Raw genomic sequence first — 17,662 nt, forward strand, 5'->3', positions numbered from 1 at the left:
GTTTCGAGATCATTCCCACGCGCCCGAGGCCGTGGAAGAAGACCAGGTCACCTGGTTTGAGGTGGTCCCAGGAGATCTTCTTGGAGTGCGCGGCGTACTGCTCCGTCGTGGTGTGCGGCGACTCGATCCCGGCGTGCTCGTACGCCCTGAGCATGAGCCCGGAGCAGATGAAGGCGCGCCTGCCCGACACTCAGGCACAGAAGCAACTCAGGTTGACTAAGTGGAAATTAGTCAACTACGGTTGCTTGCATGCCATTGAGGTGCGCCCAAGGGCTGTGGCGTACCCAAAATCCCCTTATCTGAGGACGATGAATGAAACGGGTAGCTGCTGTGCTCGCCGCGCTGGCGGTAGGTGCCGGGGTGCTGACCGGGACCGGGGTCGCCGGCGCCGAGACCTTAAGCCGCTTCTACGAGCAGGATGTCGAGTGGACAGCCTGCGGGGATGCCGCCCTGGACCAGGCGGGTGCCCAATGCGCCGAGGTCACGGTGCCGCTGGATTACGCCGAGCCGCGGAGCCGCACGATCAAGGTGGCGATCTCCCGGCTCAAGGCGACCGACACCGAGCACCGGCGCGGGGCCATGCTCTCCAACCCCGGTGGACCCGGCGGCGAGGGCCTGCACTTCATGCTCTATATCAGAGGGGCGATGAGTCCCGAGGTCACCTCCCGCTGCGACCTGATCGGCATGGATCCCCGGGGCGTCGGGCGGAGTGAAGCGATCGACTGCGCGTGGCCCATCGGGCACATGCTCTGGTCGGCCGGGCTGGACAGAGGAGACTTCCTCGACTCCGTACGGACTCAGGCCGATCTCGCGCGACGGTGCGCGCGGAAGGAGGGCGACAGGATCGCCCACATCACCACCCGCAACACCGCGCGGGACATGGACATCATCCGCGGCGCCCTGGGTGAGACGAAGCTCTCCTACTTCGGCATGTCCTACGGCACCTACATCGGCGCGGTCTTCACCCAGATGTTCCCGCGGCGCAGCGACCGGATCGTGCTGGACAGCGCGATCGATCCGGCCGCTTACATGGCCGGGTCGATCAGGAACAGCGCGCCGCTCAACGAGGCCGCGCTCGACGATTGGGCGGACTGGACCGCGGCCCGCGACGCCGAATACCACCTCGGCGCGACCGGGAAGCAGGTGCGAGCCCGGGTCGAGGACCTGATCGAACAGTCGGCCAGGTCGCCGATCCGCATCGGCGAGCACCTCCTCGACGAGCGTTTTCTGCCCATGACGCTGTTCACGCTGCTGCCCGACGCCCGCTACAACCCCTACCTGGCCGGACGGGTGCGGCAGATCGCCGACGCGGCCGCGGGCAAGGCGATCCAGCCCAGCAAGGACTTCGACGACGAACTGCGCTTCATGCTGAAGGGGCAGCCGCGGGACCTGTCCAGCCAGGCGGCCGTGATCTGCGGCGACGCCGCCGTCCCGCGCGATCCGGAATGGTACTGGCGCAACATCCAGCACAGCCGGGCCGACCAGCCGGTGTTCGGACCGTACGCGAACAACATCACGGCGTGCGCGTTCTGGGCGCCGCCCCGCGAGCCCAGAACCATCGTGCGCAACGATGTCCCCGCCCTGATCGTCCAGGCCACCCGCGACACCCGCACCGTCTACCAGGAAGGCGTGAACCTGCACCGGGCGATGTCCGCCTCCCGCCTGGTCACCCTTCAGGATGTGCGCATGCACGGCATCTTCGGCCGCCTGCCGAACATCTGCGTGGAGAACGCGGTGAACACCTACTTCGGCGACGGCACCCTGCCCGCCGCCGACATCACCTGCCACTCGCCGCTTTCCAGCCGGGCGAAGTAGCTGCCTTGTGCCCGTAGGATGACCGGCTGGACCTGATCGCCGGCCGGCTGGGCCGGCGTCAGCCCCGTACGACACGAGAGGCACAGCACCATGGCGAACCGGGACGCCACCGCGCTCGATGACCCGGTGGGCGCATCGCTGCGCGGTCACCACGCGCACCATGCCCGCCGGCTCGGCGGAGCGGCCACCTACCAGCCGGATGTCGCGACCTTCTCCGCGGTGACCGCCGACCCGGATCAGCGGGAGTGGGCCGACCTCGCCCGGCTGCTCGGCCGCGGCGAGCTCGCCGACATGTTCAGCTGCGCGTCGGTGCCACCGCCGGACTGGGAGCCGGTCTTCGTCCTCGAAGGCCGCCAGATGACCTGGTCCGGCGGCAGTCGCCGCCCCGCCGAGACCGGCACCGAGGTGGTCGAACTCGACAGGGACAGCGTGCCCGAGATGCTCGACCTCGTCGCGCGGGCCAAGCCGGGGCCGTTCTGGCCGCGTACCCGCGAACTCGGCACCTATCTCGGCGTCCGCGACAACGGCACCCTGGTGGCGATGGCGGGTGAGCGACTCCGGCCGCCGGGGTGGACAGAGATCAGCGCCGTCTGCACCGCCCCCGAGGCACGCGGGCGAGGCCATGCCGCCCGCTTGGTCGGTGCGCTCGTCACGCGGATCGTGGCTCGTGACGAACGGCCCTTCATCCACGTGGCCGAGGCGAACACCGGCGCGATCGCCCTGTACGAGCGGCTCGGCTTCGAGACCCGCAAGCCCGTGACCTTCCGGGGGTTCCGCACGCCGTGACGGCTTCCGTCGCTGAGCCGGGGCGCTAGCGGACCTTGATCTGCAGGGCCCCCGCCGTTGGCCGCAGGCTGGTGGCCAGCATGGCGGTCTTGCGTTGCTCGATGGAGAGCCGCACGCCCTTGGGGTCCGGCCGTACGGCGCCCGCGAACGAGTCCCTGCGCCAGTCGGAGAGCTTCTCCTCCTTGACCACGTCTCCGGTGTGCGGTGCGTGCACCATGTATCCGGGTTTCGAGATCATTCCCACGTGCCCGAGCCCGTGGAAGAAGACCAGGTCGCCTGGCTTGAGGTGGTCCCAGGAGATCTTCTTGGAGTACGCGGCGTACTGCTCCGTCGTGGTGCGCGGCAACTCGATCCCGGCGCGCTCGTACGCCCTGAGCATGAGCCCGGAGCAGTCGTAGCCGCTGTCGCTGGTTCCGCCCCAGACGTACGGGATGCCGCGCTTCTTCATGGCGAACTTGAGGGCGACCTTCCAGGCCGGAGTGGTCTGGCTTATCGGCTGGACGGGCTTGCTCTCGGTGCCGGCAGGGGTGGTGGGGCCGGCAGGGGTGGTGGGGCCGGCAGGGGTGGTGGGGTCGGCCGGGGTGGTGGGGGCGGCGTGAGCCGGAGCGGCCAGAGTGAGCCCGGCGACGGCAGCCGCCAGGCAGATGGCGAGGGGAGCCACTGCTGTGTCCTTCCATACGGCCTACCGGGTTAGCTGACGGGCTCGGGCCTGGAAGTGGCCCTACGGCGATGCCGATTCGCCCCAGAGGGAACTTGGGTCCCCGGCTCCACGCGGGTGAGTGGATTAGGCGGGACGAACACTAACAAAACGGTCAAAGGCTTGTAAACTGTCTAAAATCGGGCAGTCAACGAGGCGGGCATGACATGGCAGGTAATCGACACCACCCCGGCGGGCCAGGTAGAACCGGCCACTATGCACATGGATCAGCCGATAGGGGACCTACTGCGGGACTGGCGGCACCGGCGCGGGCTCACGCAGCTCGACCTGGCCCTCCAGGCCGACGTGTCCGCGCGCCACGTCAGCTTCGTCGAGACCGGGCGGACGATCCCCAGCCGGTCCATGGTGTCGCGCCTGGCCGAGCAGCTCGATGTGCCGCTCCGTGCGCGCAACCGGTTGCTGCTCGCGGCCGGGTACGCGCCCATCTACCCCGAGCGCCCGCTTGACGACCCCGACCTGGGCAAGGCGCACGAGGCGCTCCAGCGGATCCTGCGCGGGCACGAGCCGTATCCGGCGATGGCTCTGGACCACCGGTGGAACCTGCTCCTGGCCAACGACGCCATGAACGTCTTCCTCGACGACGTGGCCCCGGCCCTCCTGGAGCCGCCGGTGAACATGATGCGACTCGGCCTGCACCCGGACGGGTTCGCGCCGCGCGTGCGGAACCTGGCGCAGGTTCGCGGGTTCCTGCTGCCCCGGCTCGCCAGGCAGGTCACCCGTGCGGGGGATCCGGAGCTGAGCGCGCTCTACGAGGAGCTGCTGGCCTATGGAGACGATGGCGAGGCGCCGCTGCCCGACCCCGCCGACATCGCGCTGCCCGTACGGATCACGCATCGGGGGGACGAGCTCTGCTTCTTCAGTACGATCACGACGTTCGGCGCGGCGTTCGACATCACCCTCGAAGGGGTCGCCGTCGAGGCGTACTTCCCCGCCGACGACGAGACCACACGGCTGATCGGGAACCGTTGATGCCGCCGCCGGATGGTGCGGGCCCGCCGCGCGGGCGGCTGACGTCCGCTGACGTCAGCGATGCCGGCTGCCGTTCGTGGCGCCGGGTGGCGTCAGTACGCGGCGGTGAACCTGACCCGGTGGTGCGTGGGTCGTTCCGCCTCGTCCAGCAGCACGACCGCGAGGTCCTCCATGGAGATCGCCGAGTTCCCCTCGGCGTCCATGAGCAGCTCGTCGGCCCCCAGCCGGTAGACGCCGGTACGTTCGCCCGGCGCCAGCAGCGCGGCCGGACTCAGGTACGCCCAGTCCACACCGGTCTCCGCGCGGCATGCCTTGAGCTGGTCGTCGCAGGCCAGCGCGATGTCACGGTAGGCGTCGGACATGAAGCGCGGGTCGTCGAGCACGGTACGCCCGCCGGACCCGGGAACGGTCAGCCCGGCCGCCCCGCCGACGAGCAGCAGCCGGACGCCGGTCCCCGCGAGCCCCGCCAGCAGCGCCTTGGCGGTCGTGACGAGATCGTGCTCGCGGCCGGTGGGCGGGCGGGTCGCGCTGATCACGAGATCCCGACCGGTGCCGAGCCTGGTCACGTCCTCGACATGAGCGGCGTCGCCGACCTGGGGATGGGCGCCGGGGTGCAGTGACGGGAAGCGGGCCGGGTCGCGTACGACGGCGGTGACCTCGTGGCCACGGGACAGCGCCTCGGCCACCACGCGAGAGCCGACGCTGCCCGCCGCTCCGAACACGGTGATGCGCATGCTTTCTCCTTGATCGGCAGTAAGAGATGAAGGGGTGGGGATCGGACGGTCAGGGGGTGGGGATCAGACGATCACCGGCGTGCGCGTCCGCTTGACCTGACGGCTTCTGCTCTGGGCTGTTACGAGGGTCTGGGTCGTTATGAGGCTCTGGGCCGCGACGAGGGCGGCTGGTCTGGGCCGCGATGAGGGCCGCCACGACGACGAGCCCGCCCACGATCTGGGCGATGGTGAGCGACTGGCCGAGGGCGAGCCAGCCCAGCGCGGTGGCCACCAACGGGCTGAGCAGGCCGAGGAAGGTGACGTGGGTGGGGGAGAGGGCGCGGATCCCCCGGAACCACAGGGAGTAGGCGACGGCCGAGCCGATGACGGCGAGGTAGGCGTACCCGGTCAGGTTGGCCGGGGTCAGTGCGGCGGGCGGCGGTCCTTCGACGAGGAGGGCCACCGGGAGCAGCAGCAGGCCGCCGGCCACCAGCTGCCAGCCGGTGGTCGCGAGCAGGGGCGCCGGTGAGGTCCACCGCTTGCTGAGGACGACTCCGGTGGCCATGACGATCGCGCCCCCGGCCGCCGCGGCGATGCCGACGGCGTCCAACCGGGCGTCGGCCCGCAGTACGAGGAGGCTGACACCGGCCACACCCGCCACGGCGGCGATCGCCGTACGCGCGGACAGGCGCTCGCCGAGCAGGCCGGAGGACAGGCCGGCGACCAGGAGGGGCTGCACCGCGCCGATGGTCGCGGCCACCCCGCCGGGCAGCCGGTACGCGCCGATGAACAGCAGCGCGAAGAACAAGCCGATGTTGAGCGCGCCGAGCGCGAACGCGCGCCACCACCACACTCCTTGCGGCAGGCGCCGGGTGAGCAGGAGGAGCAGCAGCCCGGCGGGCAGGGCCCGGACGACCGCGGCCAGGAGCGGGCGGCCGGGCGGCAGCAGTTCGGTGGTGACGAGGTAGGTGGTCCCCCAGAAGGCCGGGGCCAGCGCGGTCACCATGATCAGGGCAAGTCGATTTCTTAGCACTAAGACAATGTATCTCACCGCTAAGACATCCGATAGGGTGGAGTTGTGACTGATCATGTTGACCGGGTGCTGGAGCAGTGGGCCGAGCAGCGGCCTGACCTGGATGTGTCGCCGATGGCGATCATCGGGCGGCTGTCACGGCTGTCGCGGCTGATCGGCACGGAGCTGACCCGTACGTTCAGCGCTCACGGGCTCGACTCGGCGTCGTTCGACGTGCTCGCCACGCTGCGGCGCAATGGACGGTCGTTGACCCCGGCCGAGCTCATGAAGTCGGCCATGGTCACCTCGGGGGCGATCACCCAGCGCCTCGACCGCCTCCAGTCCCGGGGCCTGGTGTCCCGTACGCCCAGCGAGAAGGACGGCCGAGTCGTCTATGTCGCCCTCACCGAAGAGGGGCGGGAGCTGATCGACCGGGTGTTGCCCGATCACGTCGAGACCGAGCGCCGCCTGCTCGCCGCGCTCCCCGAGCCCCGGCGCGCCGCCCTGGCCGGCGAGCTCAAGGAGCTCCTGGAGTCACTGGGCGACACGCTGGACTGAACGGCGAACACCGCATGCCGGGGGATCGCTCAGACGGGTGGGACGAGGGTGAAGTATCGGTCCAGCACGGCCCGGTCACCGTGCACGTCGAGCCGCTCGTACGGGATGCGGTGCCACAGGAACAGCATGAGGTCCGACGCGGTCCCGACCACCTCCACGTCACAGCCGTCCGATTCCACGTCGGCCCCTTCTACGTGGCTCACGTCGGTCTCGTCTACGAGGCTCACGTCATCTCCGTCGAAGCGGACCGTCCACCGCCCCGGCCCGTCGCTCTGCCGGAAGCCGTACGTCTCTCCCGCTCCGGGCGGCGCCGCCGTCCAGGCCCGCCGGGCCGGGGCCATCACCTCGAGCGTCTGCCCCACCGCGTCGGCCGCCAGCTCCGCGTCCATCGGCCCGGCGGTCCCCGCCACCATTTCGGCATCCCAGCGGTGGATGGCCGCCTCGATCGTCTGCATCCGCAACCAGAATCCGACGCTCTGCTCACCCGACCACGTCCACACCGGCACACCCGGATCCGTGGTGGCGAACGCGGCCCCCAGCTTGGCGGCGCCCTCCGCGAACCAGTCGAGCAGCCCGGCCGGCAGCGGCCCGGTCGCCGGTGCCCCCGCCGGATCCGGCCAGCCCACCGGATCGGCCGGCAGACCGAGGAAGGACAGGTCCGCGGGATCCGGCTGCTCGGTGAGACGGTCGCCGATGACCCACACCAGGTAGCGGTGCACGCCGCCCAGATGCATGACAAGATCGGGCACGCCCCAGCCCGGACAGGACGGCACCAGACCGGAGTCAGCGGCCCGGCACGCCGCCTCGAACGCGCGGATCTCCTGGCCGAAGTGGGAAAGATGATCCATGCCTTCACTCTGCCCGCCCCACCCGCTCCCCGCCAGCGGCACCCACGAACCTCCGCCCCCCGGAGGGGGTGTCCCTCCCGGGGCCTCTGCCGGGACGGGCCGCCTTCTTCCGCTCCTCCGAAGGGGTGTCCGCCCAGCCACGAGGGGCCGTCGTCCTCCGCGCCTCCGGAGGAGGTATCGCTCCCTAGGGACCTCAGCCACGACGGGCCGTCCTCCTCCGCGCCTCCGGAGGAGGTAGCCCTCCCGAGAGACCCCAGCCACGAGGGACCGTGCGTTTTTGTCTCCGGACGGGGCATCCCTCCCAAGGGACCCCAGCCACCATGGGCCGGTTCCTCTTCTCCTCCGGAGGAGGTATCTCTCCTAAGGACCCCAGCCACCACAGACCGTCACACGGATTGAGACGGTCGTAGGACGAACCCCCCCCGGGAAACCCTGTGGGGCCACCCCACTAGCGTGGTTGGAATGAGATTCGGCGGGACGCTGGCCGTGCTTCTGTCCGCCTGGTTCATGGCCCAGTTCGACTTCTTCGTGGTCAACGTCGCCGCGCCGTCCTTCGAACGCGAGCTGCACGCCAGCCCCGCCGCCCTGGAGCTCATCGTGGGCGGCTACGCCTTCACCTACGCGGCGGGCATGATCACCGGCGGGCGGCTCGGTGACCGGTACGGCTACCGGCGGATGTTCATCGGCGGCGTGGTCGCGTTCACGATCGCGTCGCTGCTGTGCGGCATCGCGCTGAACCCGGCCCAGCTCGTCGCCGCCCGCCTGCTGCAGGGGCTGGCCGGTGCGGCGATGGTGCCGCAGGTGCTCGCCATGATCTCCGCGGTCTTCCCGCCGGACGAGCGCCGCCGCGCCGTGGGCTGGTACGGCGCGGCCGGTGGTCTCGGCTCGATCGCCGGCCAGGTGCTGGGCGGGCTGCTGCTGTCGGCCGACCTGTTCGGGCTGGGCTGGCGGGTCATCTTCCTGATCAACCTGCCCGTCGGCCTGGTCGTGGTGCCGCTGGCCGCCTGGCTGCTGCCCAGGGTCGAGCCGGCCGGGCGCGCGCGGCTGGACCTGCTCGGCGCGGCCGGGCTGGCCGCCGGGCTGGCGCTGGTCCTGGTGCCGCTCGGCCTCGGCAACGGCGCGGGCTGGCCCGCCTGGACGTGGATCTGCATCGGCGCGAGCCTGCCCCTCCTGGGCCTGACGCTGCGCTGGCAGTACGTGCTGGGCAGGCGCGGTGGTCAGCCGGTGCTGGACCTGGCGCTGCTCAAGGTGCACTCCTACCTGGCGGGCGTCGGCGCGATCACCGCGTTCATGGCCTACTTCGCCTCGTTCATGTTCACGCTGACGCTGCTGCTCCAGGGCGGGCTGCGGCTCACCGCGTTCCAGGCCGGGCTGGCGTTCGCGCCGATGGGCGTGCTGTTCACGATCAGCTCGCTGCTGGGGACCCGCCTGGTCGGGAGGTACGGCCTGATCGTCGTCATGATCGGCGGCATCGTGACCGCGTCGGGCCTGGCGCTGCTGCTGGGCACGGCGGGGGCCGGGCTGCCGTGGATCATGGCCGCGCTGGTGCTCGTGGGGCTCGGCAACGGCCTGGTGATCCCGCAGCTCATCGGGGCGGCGCTGGTGGAGGTCGCGCCGCACCAGGCAGGTATCGGCTCGGGCTTCCTCAGTACGGCCCAGCAGTTCGGCGGCTCGGGCGGGGTCGCGGTGATCGGGGCGGTCTTCTTCGCGGCCGCGAAGGGCGGCGACTACACCGGGGCCATGCGCTGGTCGGCCGCCATAGATCTGGCGCTCATCCTCGCCGTGGTCGCGGTGGTGGCCTACAACAGGCGCCGGGCTATTCGGCGGGCGGCGCCGGCAGCGACGTCCCGTACAGCCGGGACACCCGGAGCCTGATCACCAGCCGCCGGTCCGCGACCGCCTGACCCAGGAACGCGGTCGCGCCGACCGGGTCTTCGAGGCCCGCCGGCCGTCCCGACCGCATGGCCAGCAGCTCCCGGCCCACCTCGTCGCCGGGCTCGACGCTCACCGGCGACAGCTCGGCCAGGCCCTCGGCCACGGCGTACGACCAGAAGTCGTCGCTGGCCACGTACAGGGCGGCGCGTGGGTCCTTGTGCAGTTGGCGTACTTTGAGTCGGCCGTCGACCGTCGCGACGCGCACCACCCGCTGGTCGGAGTCCCAGTCGTACACGACGGTCGACAGGTGCGGGCGGCCGTTGGCGCCCAGCGTGGCCAGCGCGCCGAAGCGCTGCTGGCTGAGCAGGTGGGACAGGTCCTCGTCCGGCAGGCTGCTGGGGCCGGGCTCGTAGGCGGCCTGATCCTCGGCCAATTGAATCTCCTTTGCCTATTGCCGAATGCCCTTATTGCTGAAGGCCCTCATTGCTGAAGGCCCTTATCGCTGAAGGCCCCTGTTGCCGAAACCCTACCCAAGCCCTGGTCAAGGAGCGAAGCGCTGCGACTGCTATATGCCGAAATATCGGCCAAGGTAGGTTGCTGTTATGAATCTTGCGATCACCAGCGGATATGTCGTGCCGGTCGATGGCGACCCGATCGAGGGCGGCACCGTACTGATCCAGGACGGGAAGATCGCCGCGGTCGGCCGCGAGGTCGAGATACCGCCGGGGACCCCTGTCGTCGACGCGGCCGGTGGCTGGGTGCTGCCGGGCTTCGTCGAGGCTCACGGCCACCTGGGCGTGCACGAGGAGGCCGAGGGCTGGGCCGGCCAGGACACCAACGAGAAGACCGACCCCAACGGCGCCCGCCTGCGCGCCCTCGACGCCATCAACCCGGCCGACCTGGGCTTCGCCGACGCGCTCTCCGGCAGCGTCACCACCGCCGTGATCAAGCCGGGGTCGGCCAACCCCATCGGCGGCCAGACGGTGGCGGTCAAGTGCTGGGGCCGGACCGTCGACGAGATGCTGATCCGGGAGCCGGTGAGCGTGAAGAGCGCCCTCGGCGAGAATCCCAAGCGTGTCTATGGCGACCAGAACCGGCTGCCCGCCACCCGCCAGGGCGTGGCGGCGGTGATCCGTGACGCGTTCATGAAGGCGCAGGACTACCGGGCCAGGCGGGCCGCGGCCGACGACGAGGGCAAGCCGTTCGATCGCGACGCCACGCTGGAGATCCTCGTACGGGTCCTTGACGGCGAGCTGCCCTGGTGCCAGCACACGCATCGGGCCGACGACATCGCGACCGCGCTGCGGCTGGCGGACGAGTTCGGTTACCGGGTGGTGATCAACCACGGCACGGAGGGGCACCTGATCGCCGACGTGCTGGCCGAGCGCGGCATTCCGGTCATCATCGGGCCGCTCTTCACCAGCCGTTCCAAAGTTGAACTCCGGCACCGCTCGCTGCGCAATCCGGGCATCCTCGCGCGCGCCGGGGTCGAGCTGGCGATCACCACCGACCATCCGGTGGTGCCGATCCACTTCCTGGTCCACCAGGCGACGCTGGCGGTCAAGGAGGGGCTGGACCGGGAGGTGGCGCTGCGGTCCATCACCGTCAATCCGGCCCGCATCATGGGCCTCGACGACCGGGTGGGCGCCCTGCGTCCGGGGCTCGACGGCGACGTGGTGATCTGGTCCGGCGACCCGCTGGACATCATGAGCCGGGCGCTGCGGGTCTTCGTCGACGGCCGCGAGGTGTACTCGTACGCGGACGGGGTCGCCGATCCCTACTACCGGGAAGCCGCGAGGTGATCAAGGTCGGCAAGTAATCGTCAAGCGTCTGTCGACGGGCCTCATTCATAGTGGGAGCCCGTCCGAAAAGAGGTATGGCGATGACAGTAGGGACCCGACCTTCCTCGCTCCCGCAGCGGCCCAGCAAGGCGCTGCTGATCTGCCTGGTGATCTCGAGCGCCCTGGCGGTGATCGTGCTGGTCGGCATGCTGCTGGATGGCGGCCCGATCGGGTTCGGGCTGTCGATGCTGCTGGCACTGGCGCCCCTGCCGCTGTTGCTCGCGGCGGTGCTCTCGCTCGACCGGCTGGAGCCCGAGCCGGGGCTGCACCTGGGCTTCGCGTTCGCGTGGGGCGCGGGCGTGGCGATCGTGCTGGGCATCGTGCTGACCCTCGCCGGCCAGGCGATGTTCGCCAGGGCCGGTTACGGCGAGCAGACCGTCGACGTGCTGGGGACGGTCTACCTGGCCCCGGTGATCGAGGAGGCGCTCAAGGGCTCGGCGCTGCTGCTGCTCCTGGTCAGAAGGCGGGAGATCGACGGGCTCACCGACGGCATCGTCTACGGTTCGATGGCCGGCCTGGGCTTCGCGACCGTCGAGAACGTGGGCTACTACGTGGGCGCGTTCTCCGAGGACGGTGTGGGCGGGGCCGTACAGTTGTTCGTGATCAGAGGGCTGATCGACCCGCTCGGTCACCCCGTCTACACCGCGATGACCGGGCTCGGTGTCGCGTACGCGCTCACCCGCCGTGGCCCCGCGCGGTTCGCGGCCATCCCGCTCGGCTACCTCGGCGCGGTCCTCCTGCACGGGCTCTGGAACGGCACCGCCACGCTCCAGTCGCTCGGCTGGCTGGGCGCGGCCTACCTGGTGATCATGGGCGCGCTCATCGGGCTCGTCCTGGTGACCGTACGCGAGCGCAGGCAACTGGTGGCCAAGATAGGCACCTACCTGCCCGCGTACCAGCCCACCGGGCTCTTCACCCCGCCGGACATCAAGATGCTGAGCACCCTGTCCGCCCGCCGGTCCGCGCGCAAGTGGGCCAAGGGCGCGGGGCTCGGTCAGGCGATGGGCGACTACCAGCAGGTGGCGACCGAGCTGACCATGCTGCACCTGCGCGCCGAGCGCGAAGGCGTGGACCCGGCCGGGTTCGCCGCCGAGCGCGACGTCCTGCTCGACGCCTTGAGCAGGGCCCGGCGCTGGTAGCCACCGTCCTCCACCTGGAGGCACCTGGAGGCGTGGCTCAGTGGCGGGTGACGAGTGCGGCCACGGCCGTGGCCGCCGTCAGCGCGATGCACGCCGCCACCGCGACCACCACCCCCTGCTGCGCCCCGAGCCCGCCGATGACCCCTGCCACCCCGGCCGCCCCCAGTGAACTGCCCACGTACCGGGCGGTGTTGTTGGCGCCCGACCCCATGCCGACCCGATGCGACGGCACGCTCTCGATCGCCAGGTGGGTGATCGAGGAGTTGATCACTCCGGCCCCGACCCCGCTCACCGCCAGTCCGCCGACCACGAGCGCGGGCACGAACTCCGCGCCCAGGCCCAGCAGCCCCGCGAAGCCCAGCGCCGTCAGCGCCAGCCCGAGCGCCAGCCGCGCGGCCGTGGGCAGCCGCAGGTGCCGCGACAGCAGCGAGGCGACGAACGACAGCCCGGACCACACGACGAACAGCAGCGCGGTCCCGAGCGGCGTCATGCCGTGCGCCGTCTGCAGCACGGTCGGCAGGTAGGTGAGCAGTCCGACCACCGCCGCGCCGACCACCAGCGCCCCACCCGTCGCCACCAGGAACACCGGCCGCCGGAACAGCTCCAGGTCGATCAGCGGCTCCGCCCGCCGCCGTTCGGCCAGTACGAAGGCCGTCACCAGCAGGGCCGCCACCGCGAACGCCACCAGCACCACCGGCCGCGACCAGCCGAGACGGCCCTCGGTCACGCCCGTGAGCAGCGCGGCGACCCCAAGGCTGAGCAGCACCACACCGGGCACGTCGAACCGCCGGGGCGTCGGCGAGCGCGACTCCGCCAGCGTGCGCGCCGACACCACGGCCAAGGCCAGCGCGCAAGCCGCCATCAGCCAGTACGCCGCCCGCCAGCCGGCCACCTGGGCCAGCACCCCGGACAAAAGCGGCCCCACCATGGTGCCCAGCCCGATCATCGCGCCATAGCGGCCGGTGGCCCGCACCCGCTCCGTCCCCGAGGGGAAGGCGTGGCCCACGATGCCGAGGCTCGCCGCCAGCATCGCCGCGCTCGCGCCGCCCTGCACCAGCCGGGCCGCCACGAACACCACCACCGCCGTGCTCAGCGCGGCCACCACACTGGCGGCCGCGAGCACGACCGTGCCCGTCACCAGCACCCGCTTGCGGCCGTAGTCGTCGGCCAGCCCACCGGAGACCAGCAGCAGCGCCGACAGGCCGAGCGAGATCGAGCCCAGGATCCACACCGGTCCGGTAGGGCCCGCGCCGAGCTCCCGCGCGGTCAGGGGCAGCGTGACCGTCGGCACCGTGAAGTTCGTCAGCACGAGCAGGGGCGCCGACGAGGCGACGGCGAGCGTTCGCCGGCCGGGTGCGATCACCGGCCTTGGTTCAGTGATTGAACTCATGCCGGGCAAGCTACCATAGTTCAATGAACGAACCGAGGGGGTCTCATGGCGCTGGGTAAGAACTACGACGCTCAGGACTGCTCGCTGGCCAGGGCGCTGGAGGTGATCGGCGAGCGCTGGACGCTGCTGGTGGTGCGTGACGCGATGTACGGCGTACGGCGTTTCGGCGATTTCCTCGCCCACCTGGACATCCCCCGCGCGGTGCTATCACAGCGGCTGGCCACGCTCGTCGAGGCGGGCGTCCTCGACAAGCGCCGCTACCAGGACTCTCCGCCGCGCGACGAGTACGTCCTGACCCCCGTGGGCCACGAGCTCTGGCCGCCGCTCCTGGCCCTGGCCGAATGGGGCGAGCGCCACCTGTCCGGGACCGGCCCGCGCCGCGTCTTCCACCACCTGACCTGCGGCTCCCGCATCGACGGCGCCGCCCGCTGCCCCGCCTGCGACGTGCGGGTGCCGATCGAGGAAGTGGAGGTACGCCCCGGCCCGGGTCTGAAGGGCATCAGGAACGATCCGGTCAGCGTCGCCCTGCGTACCCCTCATCGGATGCTCCACCCGATTCCCTGAGAGAATTGGCCAAACCCCCGAAGGGAGACGGCATGAGCTGGGTGGAGATCGAATCGGAGACGGAACTGCGCGAACTACTGGGTGAGGTGATGCCGCGCGCGGCCACCAAGGACCGGCCGAAGCTGCACGAGCGCGACAGGCAGTGGCTGGAGAGCTCGCCGTTCTGCCTGATCGCCACCTCCGACACCGACGGCAGCTGTGACGTCTCGCCCAAGGGTGACCCGGCCGGGTTCACGTACGTCATCGACGACACCACGATCGCCATCCCCGACCGGCCGGGCAACCGCCGGGCGGACGGCTTCCGCAATGTCCTGAAAAATCCGCACGTGGGGTTGATTTACCTGATCCCTGGGCGCAACGAGACGCTGCGGATCAACGGCCGCGCCCGGCTGATCAGCGAGGCGCCGTTCTTCGACGACATGATCGTCAAGGGCCACCGCCCGCGCCTGGCGCTCATGGTGGAGATCGAGCAGATCTTCTTCCACTGCGCCAAGGCGTTCCTGCGCTCGGCGCTGTGGAAGCCCGACAGCTGGGAGTCCGACGCGCTGCCCTCGCACGCGACCCTGGTCAAGGACGTGCAGAAGGTCGAGGAGACACTCGAGCAACTGGAGAGCTACTACGGCGAGACCTACGCCAAGAAGCTCTACGGCTGACCGTCGGGGTCAGGCGGCGGGGGTGGGGCCGTCGGGGAGCCGGATGACGTTGCGGCCACTGTAGGCTTGGAGATCGACGACCTTGGGGTCGTGCTCGCGCACGACGGGCCTGTGGCGCTCTCCCGACCGGATGTCGCGGATCTTGTGCCGGGCGACGTGTGGCGGCACCACCACTAGTCTCTTCATCGTGAGCCCCCCGTGACGTTCTTGTTACCTATGTTATCTACAGCTGCCTCGGTAAGATAGGTGTAAGTGGCGATTCAGTAAGGGAGTCGGCGGCCCGATGGGGACCGCAGGTCCAGGCCCGTGTTCCGGTCCTGTCGCCGCTTCGCCGACTTGACGATCCGCACGCGTCTCATGATCCGCCCCCTCTCGCGCTCGCCTTCGACAGCCTCTACGTGCACTGTGCGCGCCACCGCTTGACGGTGGCTTGGCGGCGAGTTGCAGCCGCCATGTGCCACAACCTAACCGGGGACGTCCGGCCGTTCCATGCATTTCTACCGGGGGGAGGCGCCTCCCCCCGGCGCGATCACTCAGGCTCCGGGCGTGAGCCGGGCCGTGACGCCGATCCGGTTCCAGGCGTTGATCATCGCGATGGCCACGACCAGCGAGGCGAGCTGCTGCTCGTCGTAGTGTTCGGCCGCCTCCTGCCACACTTCGTCGGGGACGGCCGCCCGGTCGGCCAGCCTGGTCGCCTCCTCGGTCAGCGCGAGCGCGGCCCTCTCCGCCGGGGTGTAGACCGTCGCCTCGCGCCAGGTGGCCACGGACCAGAGCCGCTCGTCGCTCTCGCCGGACTTCTTCATGGCACGGCTGTGCATGTCGGCACAGTAGGCGCAGCCGTTGATCTGGCTGGCTCGCAGCTTGACCAGCTCAATCGTGCCGACCGGCAGCCCGCACGCGTGCAGATACTTCTCCACGGCGAAGAACGCCTGGTAGGCCTCGGGGGCGAACTTCATGACATCGAGCCGCTTGGACATGGGACCCTCCATCGTGTGAATCGTGATGCAGGGAAGACGCGACAGGGCGCCGATGTGTGACAACGTGCTGCCGTGGGCCCGCCCGCGCGGCTGACGCGGACGGGCCGGTGGGGGTCAGCCGGCGCAGTTGCCCCAGGAGCTGCGGCCACCGCGGGCCTCGACGCGGCCGCTGGGATCGCGGGTCCAGCCCCAGTACTTCACGCACTTCCAGCTGCCGTCGACGTGACCGGTCTCGGCGTAGAAGCGGTACTTCTGCACGTCCTCGGACCGGCCGCCGCCCCGCACCTCGATGCTGGCGCCCGTGGTGGTCTTGGTGTTGAGGAAGGCCGTCTTGATGGCGGCCACGCAGTTCTTCCCGGAGCGCTTGTTATACAAGAGGTACACGTGTCCGAACACCGCGCCCTCGCGCGTCCTCATCGCGCGGTGACCGTCCTTGACCCGGCGGAAGCCAGAGCCGCACACCCTCTCCGGCGAGTACGGGGCGGCGCTCGCGGAGGCGGCGGCGCTGACCGGAGCGGTGGGGGTGGCAGTGGCGGCTGCGGGGGTCGCGGCGATCCCGGCGGCGGCCAGACTGGCCGCGATGACCGTTCGCGTGAGCACGATAAACCCTTCGATAGAGGATATTTAGGACATTGACGATCTTTACTGGCACACAACCGTAATGCACGGCGAGGGGGGTTGGTGAGGGAACGCGGCATACCGTTGATCGCGGTCAGCGCGGCCTGGGGCGGGTTCTGGGGCTCCTGGTCAGCGCTGCTACCGGCGATCAAGGAGCAACTCGGCGCGTCCACGGCCGATCTCGGGCTGGCACTGAGCGCGGTGCCGGTGGGGGCGATTCCGGCCATGGCGGTGGCCGGGCGGCTGGCCGGCGGCAGGGAGCGTACAGCACTGATCGCGGTCACCGTGGCCTTCGCGCTGAGCGTGGCGGCCATCGCGCCCGTCGGCTCGCCAGTGGCGCTCGGGCTGACGCTGCTGCTGGTCGGCATGGCCAGCGGGGCGCTCGACATCGCCCTGAACCTGGCCACCGGCCGGGCCGAGCGGGAGAGCGGACGCCGGCTGTTCCAGGCGGTGCACGCCGCCTTCCCGGTCGCCGTGATCGTCGCCGCTCCCGCCACCGGGCTGGCCCGGTCGCTGGGCATGGGCACCGGCGCGGTGCTGGTGACCGCGGCGCTCCTCGTCATCGCCTCGTCGCTGTCCCTGACCGCCCTGCGCATCGGCCAGGGACCGCCCGCCGCCGGGGGAGCGGCCGGCAGGCGGCGGTGGAGGATCGCCATCGTGCTCGGCGCGCTGGCCGCGTGCGTACTGATCATCGAGAACTCGGTCGAACAGTGGTCGGTGCTGCTGCTCGAAGACCATCGGGGAGCCTCGGCACTGGTGGCGAGCGCGGCCCCGGCCGTCTACATGGCGGCGCTCACCCTGGGCCGGATCATCGCGCACGCGCTGCCCCGGCTCACGCTGCGGACGTTCTACCTGGTGAGCGGGGTGGGCGGCGTATCGGGCATGGCGCTGGCGGGGCTCGGCGGGTCGGTTCTGGCGTCGATGGCCGGGTTCGCGCTGACCGGGCTCGCGCTCGGGCCGCTGGTGCCCGCCGTGCTCAGCCGCGCGGCGGCCGACGACGCGAGCGGGGTGCTGGTGTCCACGGTCTCCGCGATCTCCTACACCGGGTTCGTCATCAGCCCGCTGCTCGTGGCCGCCCTGACGGCCCGGGTCGGCCTGCCGGGCGCGCTCGCCGCGCTGGGACTGCTGGCCGTACCCCTGGTGGGCCGCTATCTCGCGGAACGGCGTGGTTAGACTGAGCCGGGTT

At 70.6% G+C, this 17,662-nt stretch carries 19 protein-coding genes, 1 pseudogene and 1 riboswitch; of the genes and pseudogenes, 10 read left to right on the top strand and 10 right to left on the bottom strand.

Going from position 1 to position 17,662, the window contains the following annotated elements:
- Positions 1-37: 37 nt before the first annotated feature.
- Positions 38-154, bottom strand: a pseudogene (locus tag ACQP2T_RS16505) (NlpC/P60 family protein); the annotation flags it as partial.
- 158 nt (positions 155-312) lie between these two features.
- Here ACQP2T_RS16505 and ACQP2T_RS16510 point away from each other — a divergent pair.
- Positions 313-1,815 carry an alpha/beta fold hydrolase gene (locus ACQP2T_RS16510; RefSeq protein WP_433517011.1) on the top strand — a complete coding sequence of 501 codons (1,503 nt, stop codon included), beginning with the start codon at positions 313-315 and terminating at the stop codon, positions 1,813-1,815.
- Between the two features lie 90 nt (positions 1,816-1,905).
- Positions 1,906-2,601 carry a GNAT family N-acetyltransferase gene (locus tag ACQP2T_RS16515; protein ID WP_433517012.1) on the top strand — a complete coding sequence of 232 codons (696 nt, stop codon included), beginning with the start codon at positions 1,906-1,908 and terminating at the stop codon, positions 2,599-2,601.
- A 25-nt stretch (positions 2,602-2,626) separates the two neighbouring features.
- Here the strand turns inward: ACQP2T_RS16515 and ACQP2T_RS16520 are convergent, their stop codons facing one another.
- Positions 2,627-3,262 carry a C40 family peptidase gene (locus ACQP2T_RS16520; RefSeq protein WP_433517013.1) on the bottom strand — a complete coding sequence of 212 codons (636 nt, stop codon included), beginning with the start codon at positions 3,260-3,262 and terminating at the stop codon, positions 2,627-2,629.
- A gap of 3 nt (positions 3,263-3,265) precedes the next feature.
- A riboswitch (cyclic di-AMP (ydaO/yuaA leader) is annotated at positions 3,266-3,402 on the bottom strand.
- 58 nt (positions 3,403-3,460) lie between these two features.
- Between ACQP2T_RS16520 and ACQP2T_RS16525 the strand changes: the two genes are divergently transcribed.
- Positions 3,461-4,288 (top strand): helix-turn-helix domain-containing protein, encoded by an 828-nt coding sequence (locus ACQP2T_RS16525; RefSeq protein WP_433517014.1) that lies wholly within the window; start codon positions 3,461-3,463, stop codon positions 4,286-4,288.
- 92 nt (positions 4,289-4,380) lie between these two features.
- Here the strand turns inward: ACQP2T_RS16525 and ACQP2T_RS16530 are convergent, their stop codons facing one another.
- The gene (locus ACQP2T_RS16530; protein ID WP_433517015.1) at positions 4,381-5,022 is read right to left on the bottom strand and encodes an NAD(P)-dependent oxidoreductase; all 642 of its coding nucleotides are present in this window, start codon (positions 5,020-5,022) and stop codon (positions 4,381-4,383) included.
- Between the two features lie 49 nt (positions 5,023-5,071).
- The gene (locus tag ACQP2T_RS16535) at positions 5,072-6,034 is read right to left on the bottom strand and encodes an EamA family transporter (RefSeq protein ID WP_433517016.1); all 963 of its coding nucleotides are present in this window, start codon (positions 6,032-6,034) and stop codon (positions 5,072-5,074) included.
- A 45-nt stretch (positions 6,035-6,079) separates the two neighbouring features.
- On the opposite strand from ACQP2T_RS16535, the gene ACQP2T_RS16540 reads away from it, so the two are divergent.
- A complete protein-coding gene (locus tag ACQP2T_RS16540; RefSeq protein ID WP_433517017.1) occupies positions 6,080-6,571 on the top strand; it encodes a MarR family winged helix-turn-helix transcriptional regulator in 492 nt (163 codons plus the stop codon).
- A 29-nt stretch (positions 6,572-6,600) separates the two neighbouring features.
- On the opposite strand, the gene ACQP2T_RS16545 is transcribed toward ACQP2T_RS16540, so the two are convergent.
- Complete coding sequence (locus ACQP2T_RS16545) at positions 6,601-7,419, bottom strand: maleylpyruvate isomerase family mycothiol-dependent enzyme (protein ID WP_433517018.1); 819 nt, start codon at positions 7,417-7,419, stop codon at positions 6,601-6,603.
- Between the two features lie 462 nt (positions 7,420-7,881).
- Between ACQP2T_RS16545 and ACQP2T_RS16550 the strand changes: the two genes are divergently transcribed.
- Positions 7,882-9,294: an MFS transporter gene (locus ACQP2T_RS16550; RefSeq protein ID WP_433517019.1), complete on the top strand. Its 1,413-nt coding sequence runs from the start codon at positions 7,882-7,884 to the stop codon at positions 9,292-9,294.
- On the opposite strand, the gene ACQP2T_RS16555 is transcribed toward ACQP2T_RS16550, so the two are convergent.
- The gene (locus tag ACQP2T_RS16555; protein WP_433517020.1) at positions 9,236-9,727 is read right to left on the bottom strand and encodes a TIGR03618 family F420-dependent PPOX class oxidoreductase; all 492 of its coding nucleotides are present in this window, start codon (positions 9,725-9,727) and stop codon (positions 9,236-9,238) included. The two genes, ACQP2T_RS16550 and ACQP2T_RS16555, sit on opposite strands and share 59 nt — an antisense overlap.
- Before the next feature lie 169 nt (positions 9,728-9,896).
- Here ACQP2T_RS16555 and ACQP2T_RS16560 point away from each other — a divergent pair, with 169 nt between their 5' ends.
- Complete coding sequence (locus ACQP2T_RS16560) at positions 9,897-11,096, top strand: amidohydrolase (RefSeq protein ID WP_433517021.1); 1,200 nt, start codon at positions 9,897-9,899, stop codon at positions 11,094-11,096.
- A gap of 80 nt (positions 11,097-11,176) precedes the next feature.
- On the top strand, positions 11,177-12,274 hold the full coding sequence (locus ACQP2T_RS16565; protein ID WP_433517022.1) for a PrsW family intramembrane metalloprotease: 1,098 nt from the start codon (positions 11,177-11,179) through the stop codon (positions 12,272-12,274).
- Positions 12,275-12,311: 37 nt separating this feature from the next.
- On the opposite strand, the gene ACQP2T_RS16570 is transcribed toward ACQP2T_RS16565, so the two are convergent.
- Positions 12,312-13,664: an MFS transporter gene (locus tag ACQP2T_RS16570; RefSeq protein WP_433517023.1), complete on the bottom strand. Its 1,353-nt coding sequence runs from the start codon at positions 13,662-13,664 to the stop codon at positions 12,312-12,314.
- Positions 13,665-13,709: 45 nt separating this feature from the next.
- Here ACQP2T_RS16570 and ACQP2T_RS16575 point away from each other — a divergent pair, with 45 nt between their 5' ends.
- A complete protein-coding gene (locus tag ACQP2T_RS16575) occupies positions 13,710-14,228 on the top strand; it encodes a winged helix-turn-helix transcriptional regulator (protein WP_433517024.1) in 519 nt (172 codons plus the stop codon).
- Positions 14,229-14,260: 32 nt separating this feature from the next.
- Positions 14,261-14,881, top strand: coding sequence for a pyridoxamine 5'-phosphate oxidase family protein (locus ACQP2T_RS16580; protein WP_433517025.1), 621 nt, complete (start codon positions 14,261-14,263; stop codon positions 14,879-14,881).
- Between the two features lie 9 nt (positions 14,882-14,890).
- On the opposite strand, the gene ACQP2T_RS16585 is transcribed toward ACQP2T_RS16580, so the two are convergent.
- The 3 genes from ACQP2T_RS16585 to ACQP2T_RS16595 form a co-directional block, all read right to left on the bottom strand.
- Positions 14,891-15,067 (bottom strand): hypothetical protein, encoded by a 177-nt coding sequence (locus ACQP2T_RS16585; protein WP_357940229.1) that lies wholly within the window; start codon positions 15,065-15,067, stop codon positions 14,891-14,893.
- Between the two features lie 347 nt (positions 15,068-15,414).
- Complete coding sequence (locus tag ACQP2T_RS16590; RefSeq protein ID WP_433517026.1) at positions 15,415-15,858, bottom strand: carboxymuconolactone decarboxylase family protein; 444 nt, start codon at positions 15,856-15,858, stop codon at positions 15,415-15,417.
- A 114-nt stretch (positions 15,859-15,972) separates the two neighbouring features.
- Positions 15,973-16,458, bottom strand: coding sequence for a hypothetical protein (locus ACQP2T_RS16595; protein WP_433517027.1), 486 nt, complete (start codon positions 16,456-16,458; stop codon positions 15,973-15,975).
- Between the two features lie 81 nt (positions 16,459-16,539).
- On the opposite strand from ACQP2T_RS16595, the gene ACQP2T_RS16600 reads away from it, so the two are divergent.
- Complete coding sequence (locus ACQP2T_RS16600; protein WP_433517028.1) at positions 16,540-17,649, top strand: MFS transporter; 1,110 nt, start codon at positions 16,540-16,542, stop codon at positions 17,647-17,649.
- Positions 17,650-17,662: the final 13 nt, after the last annotated feature.

It is taken from the genome of Nonomuraea sp. CA-143628, from assembly GCF_050942315.1.
In the GTDB taxonomy this organism is placed as follows: Bacteria; Actinomycetota; Actinomycetes; order Streptosporangiales; family Streptosporangiaceae; genus Nonomuraea.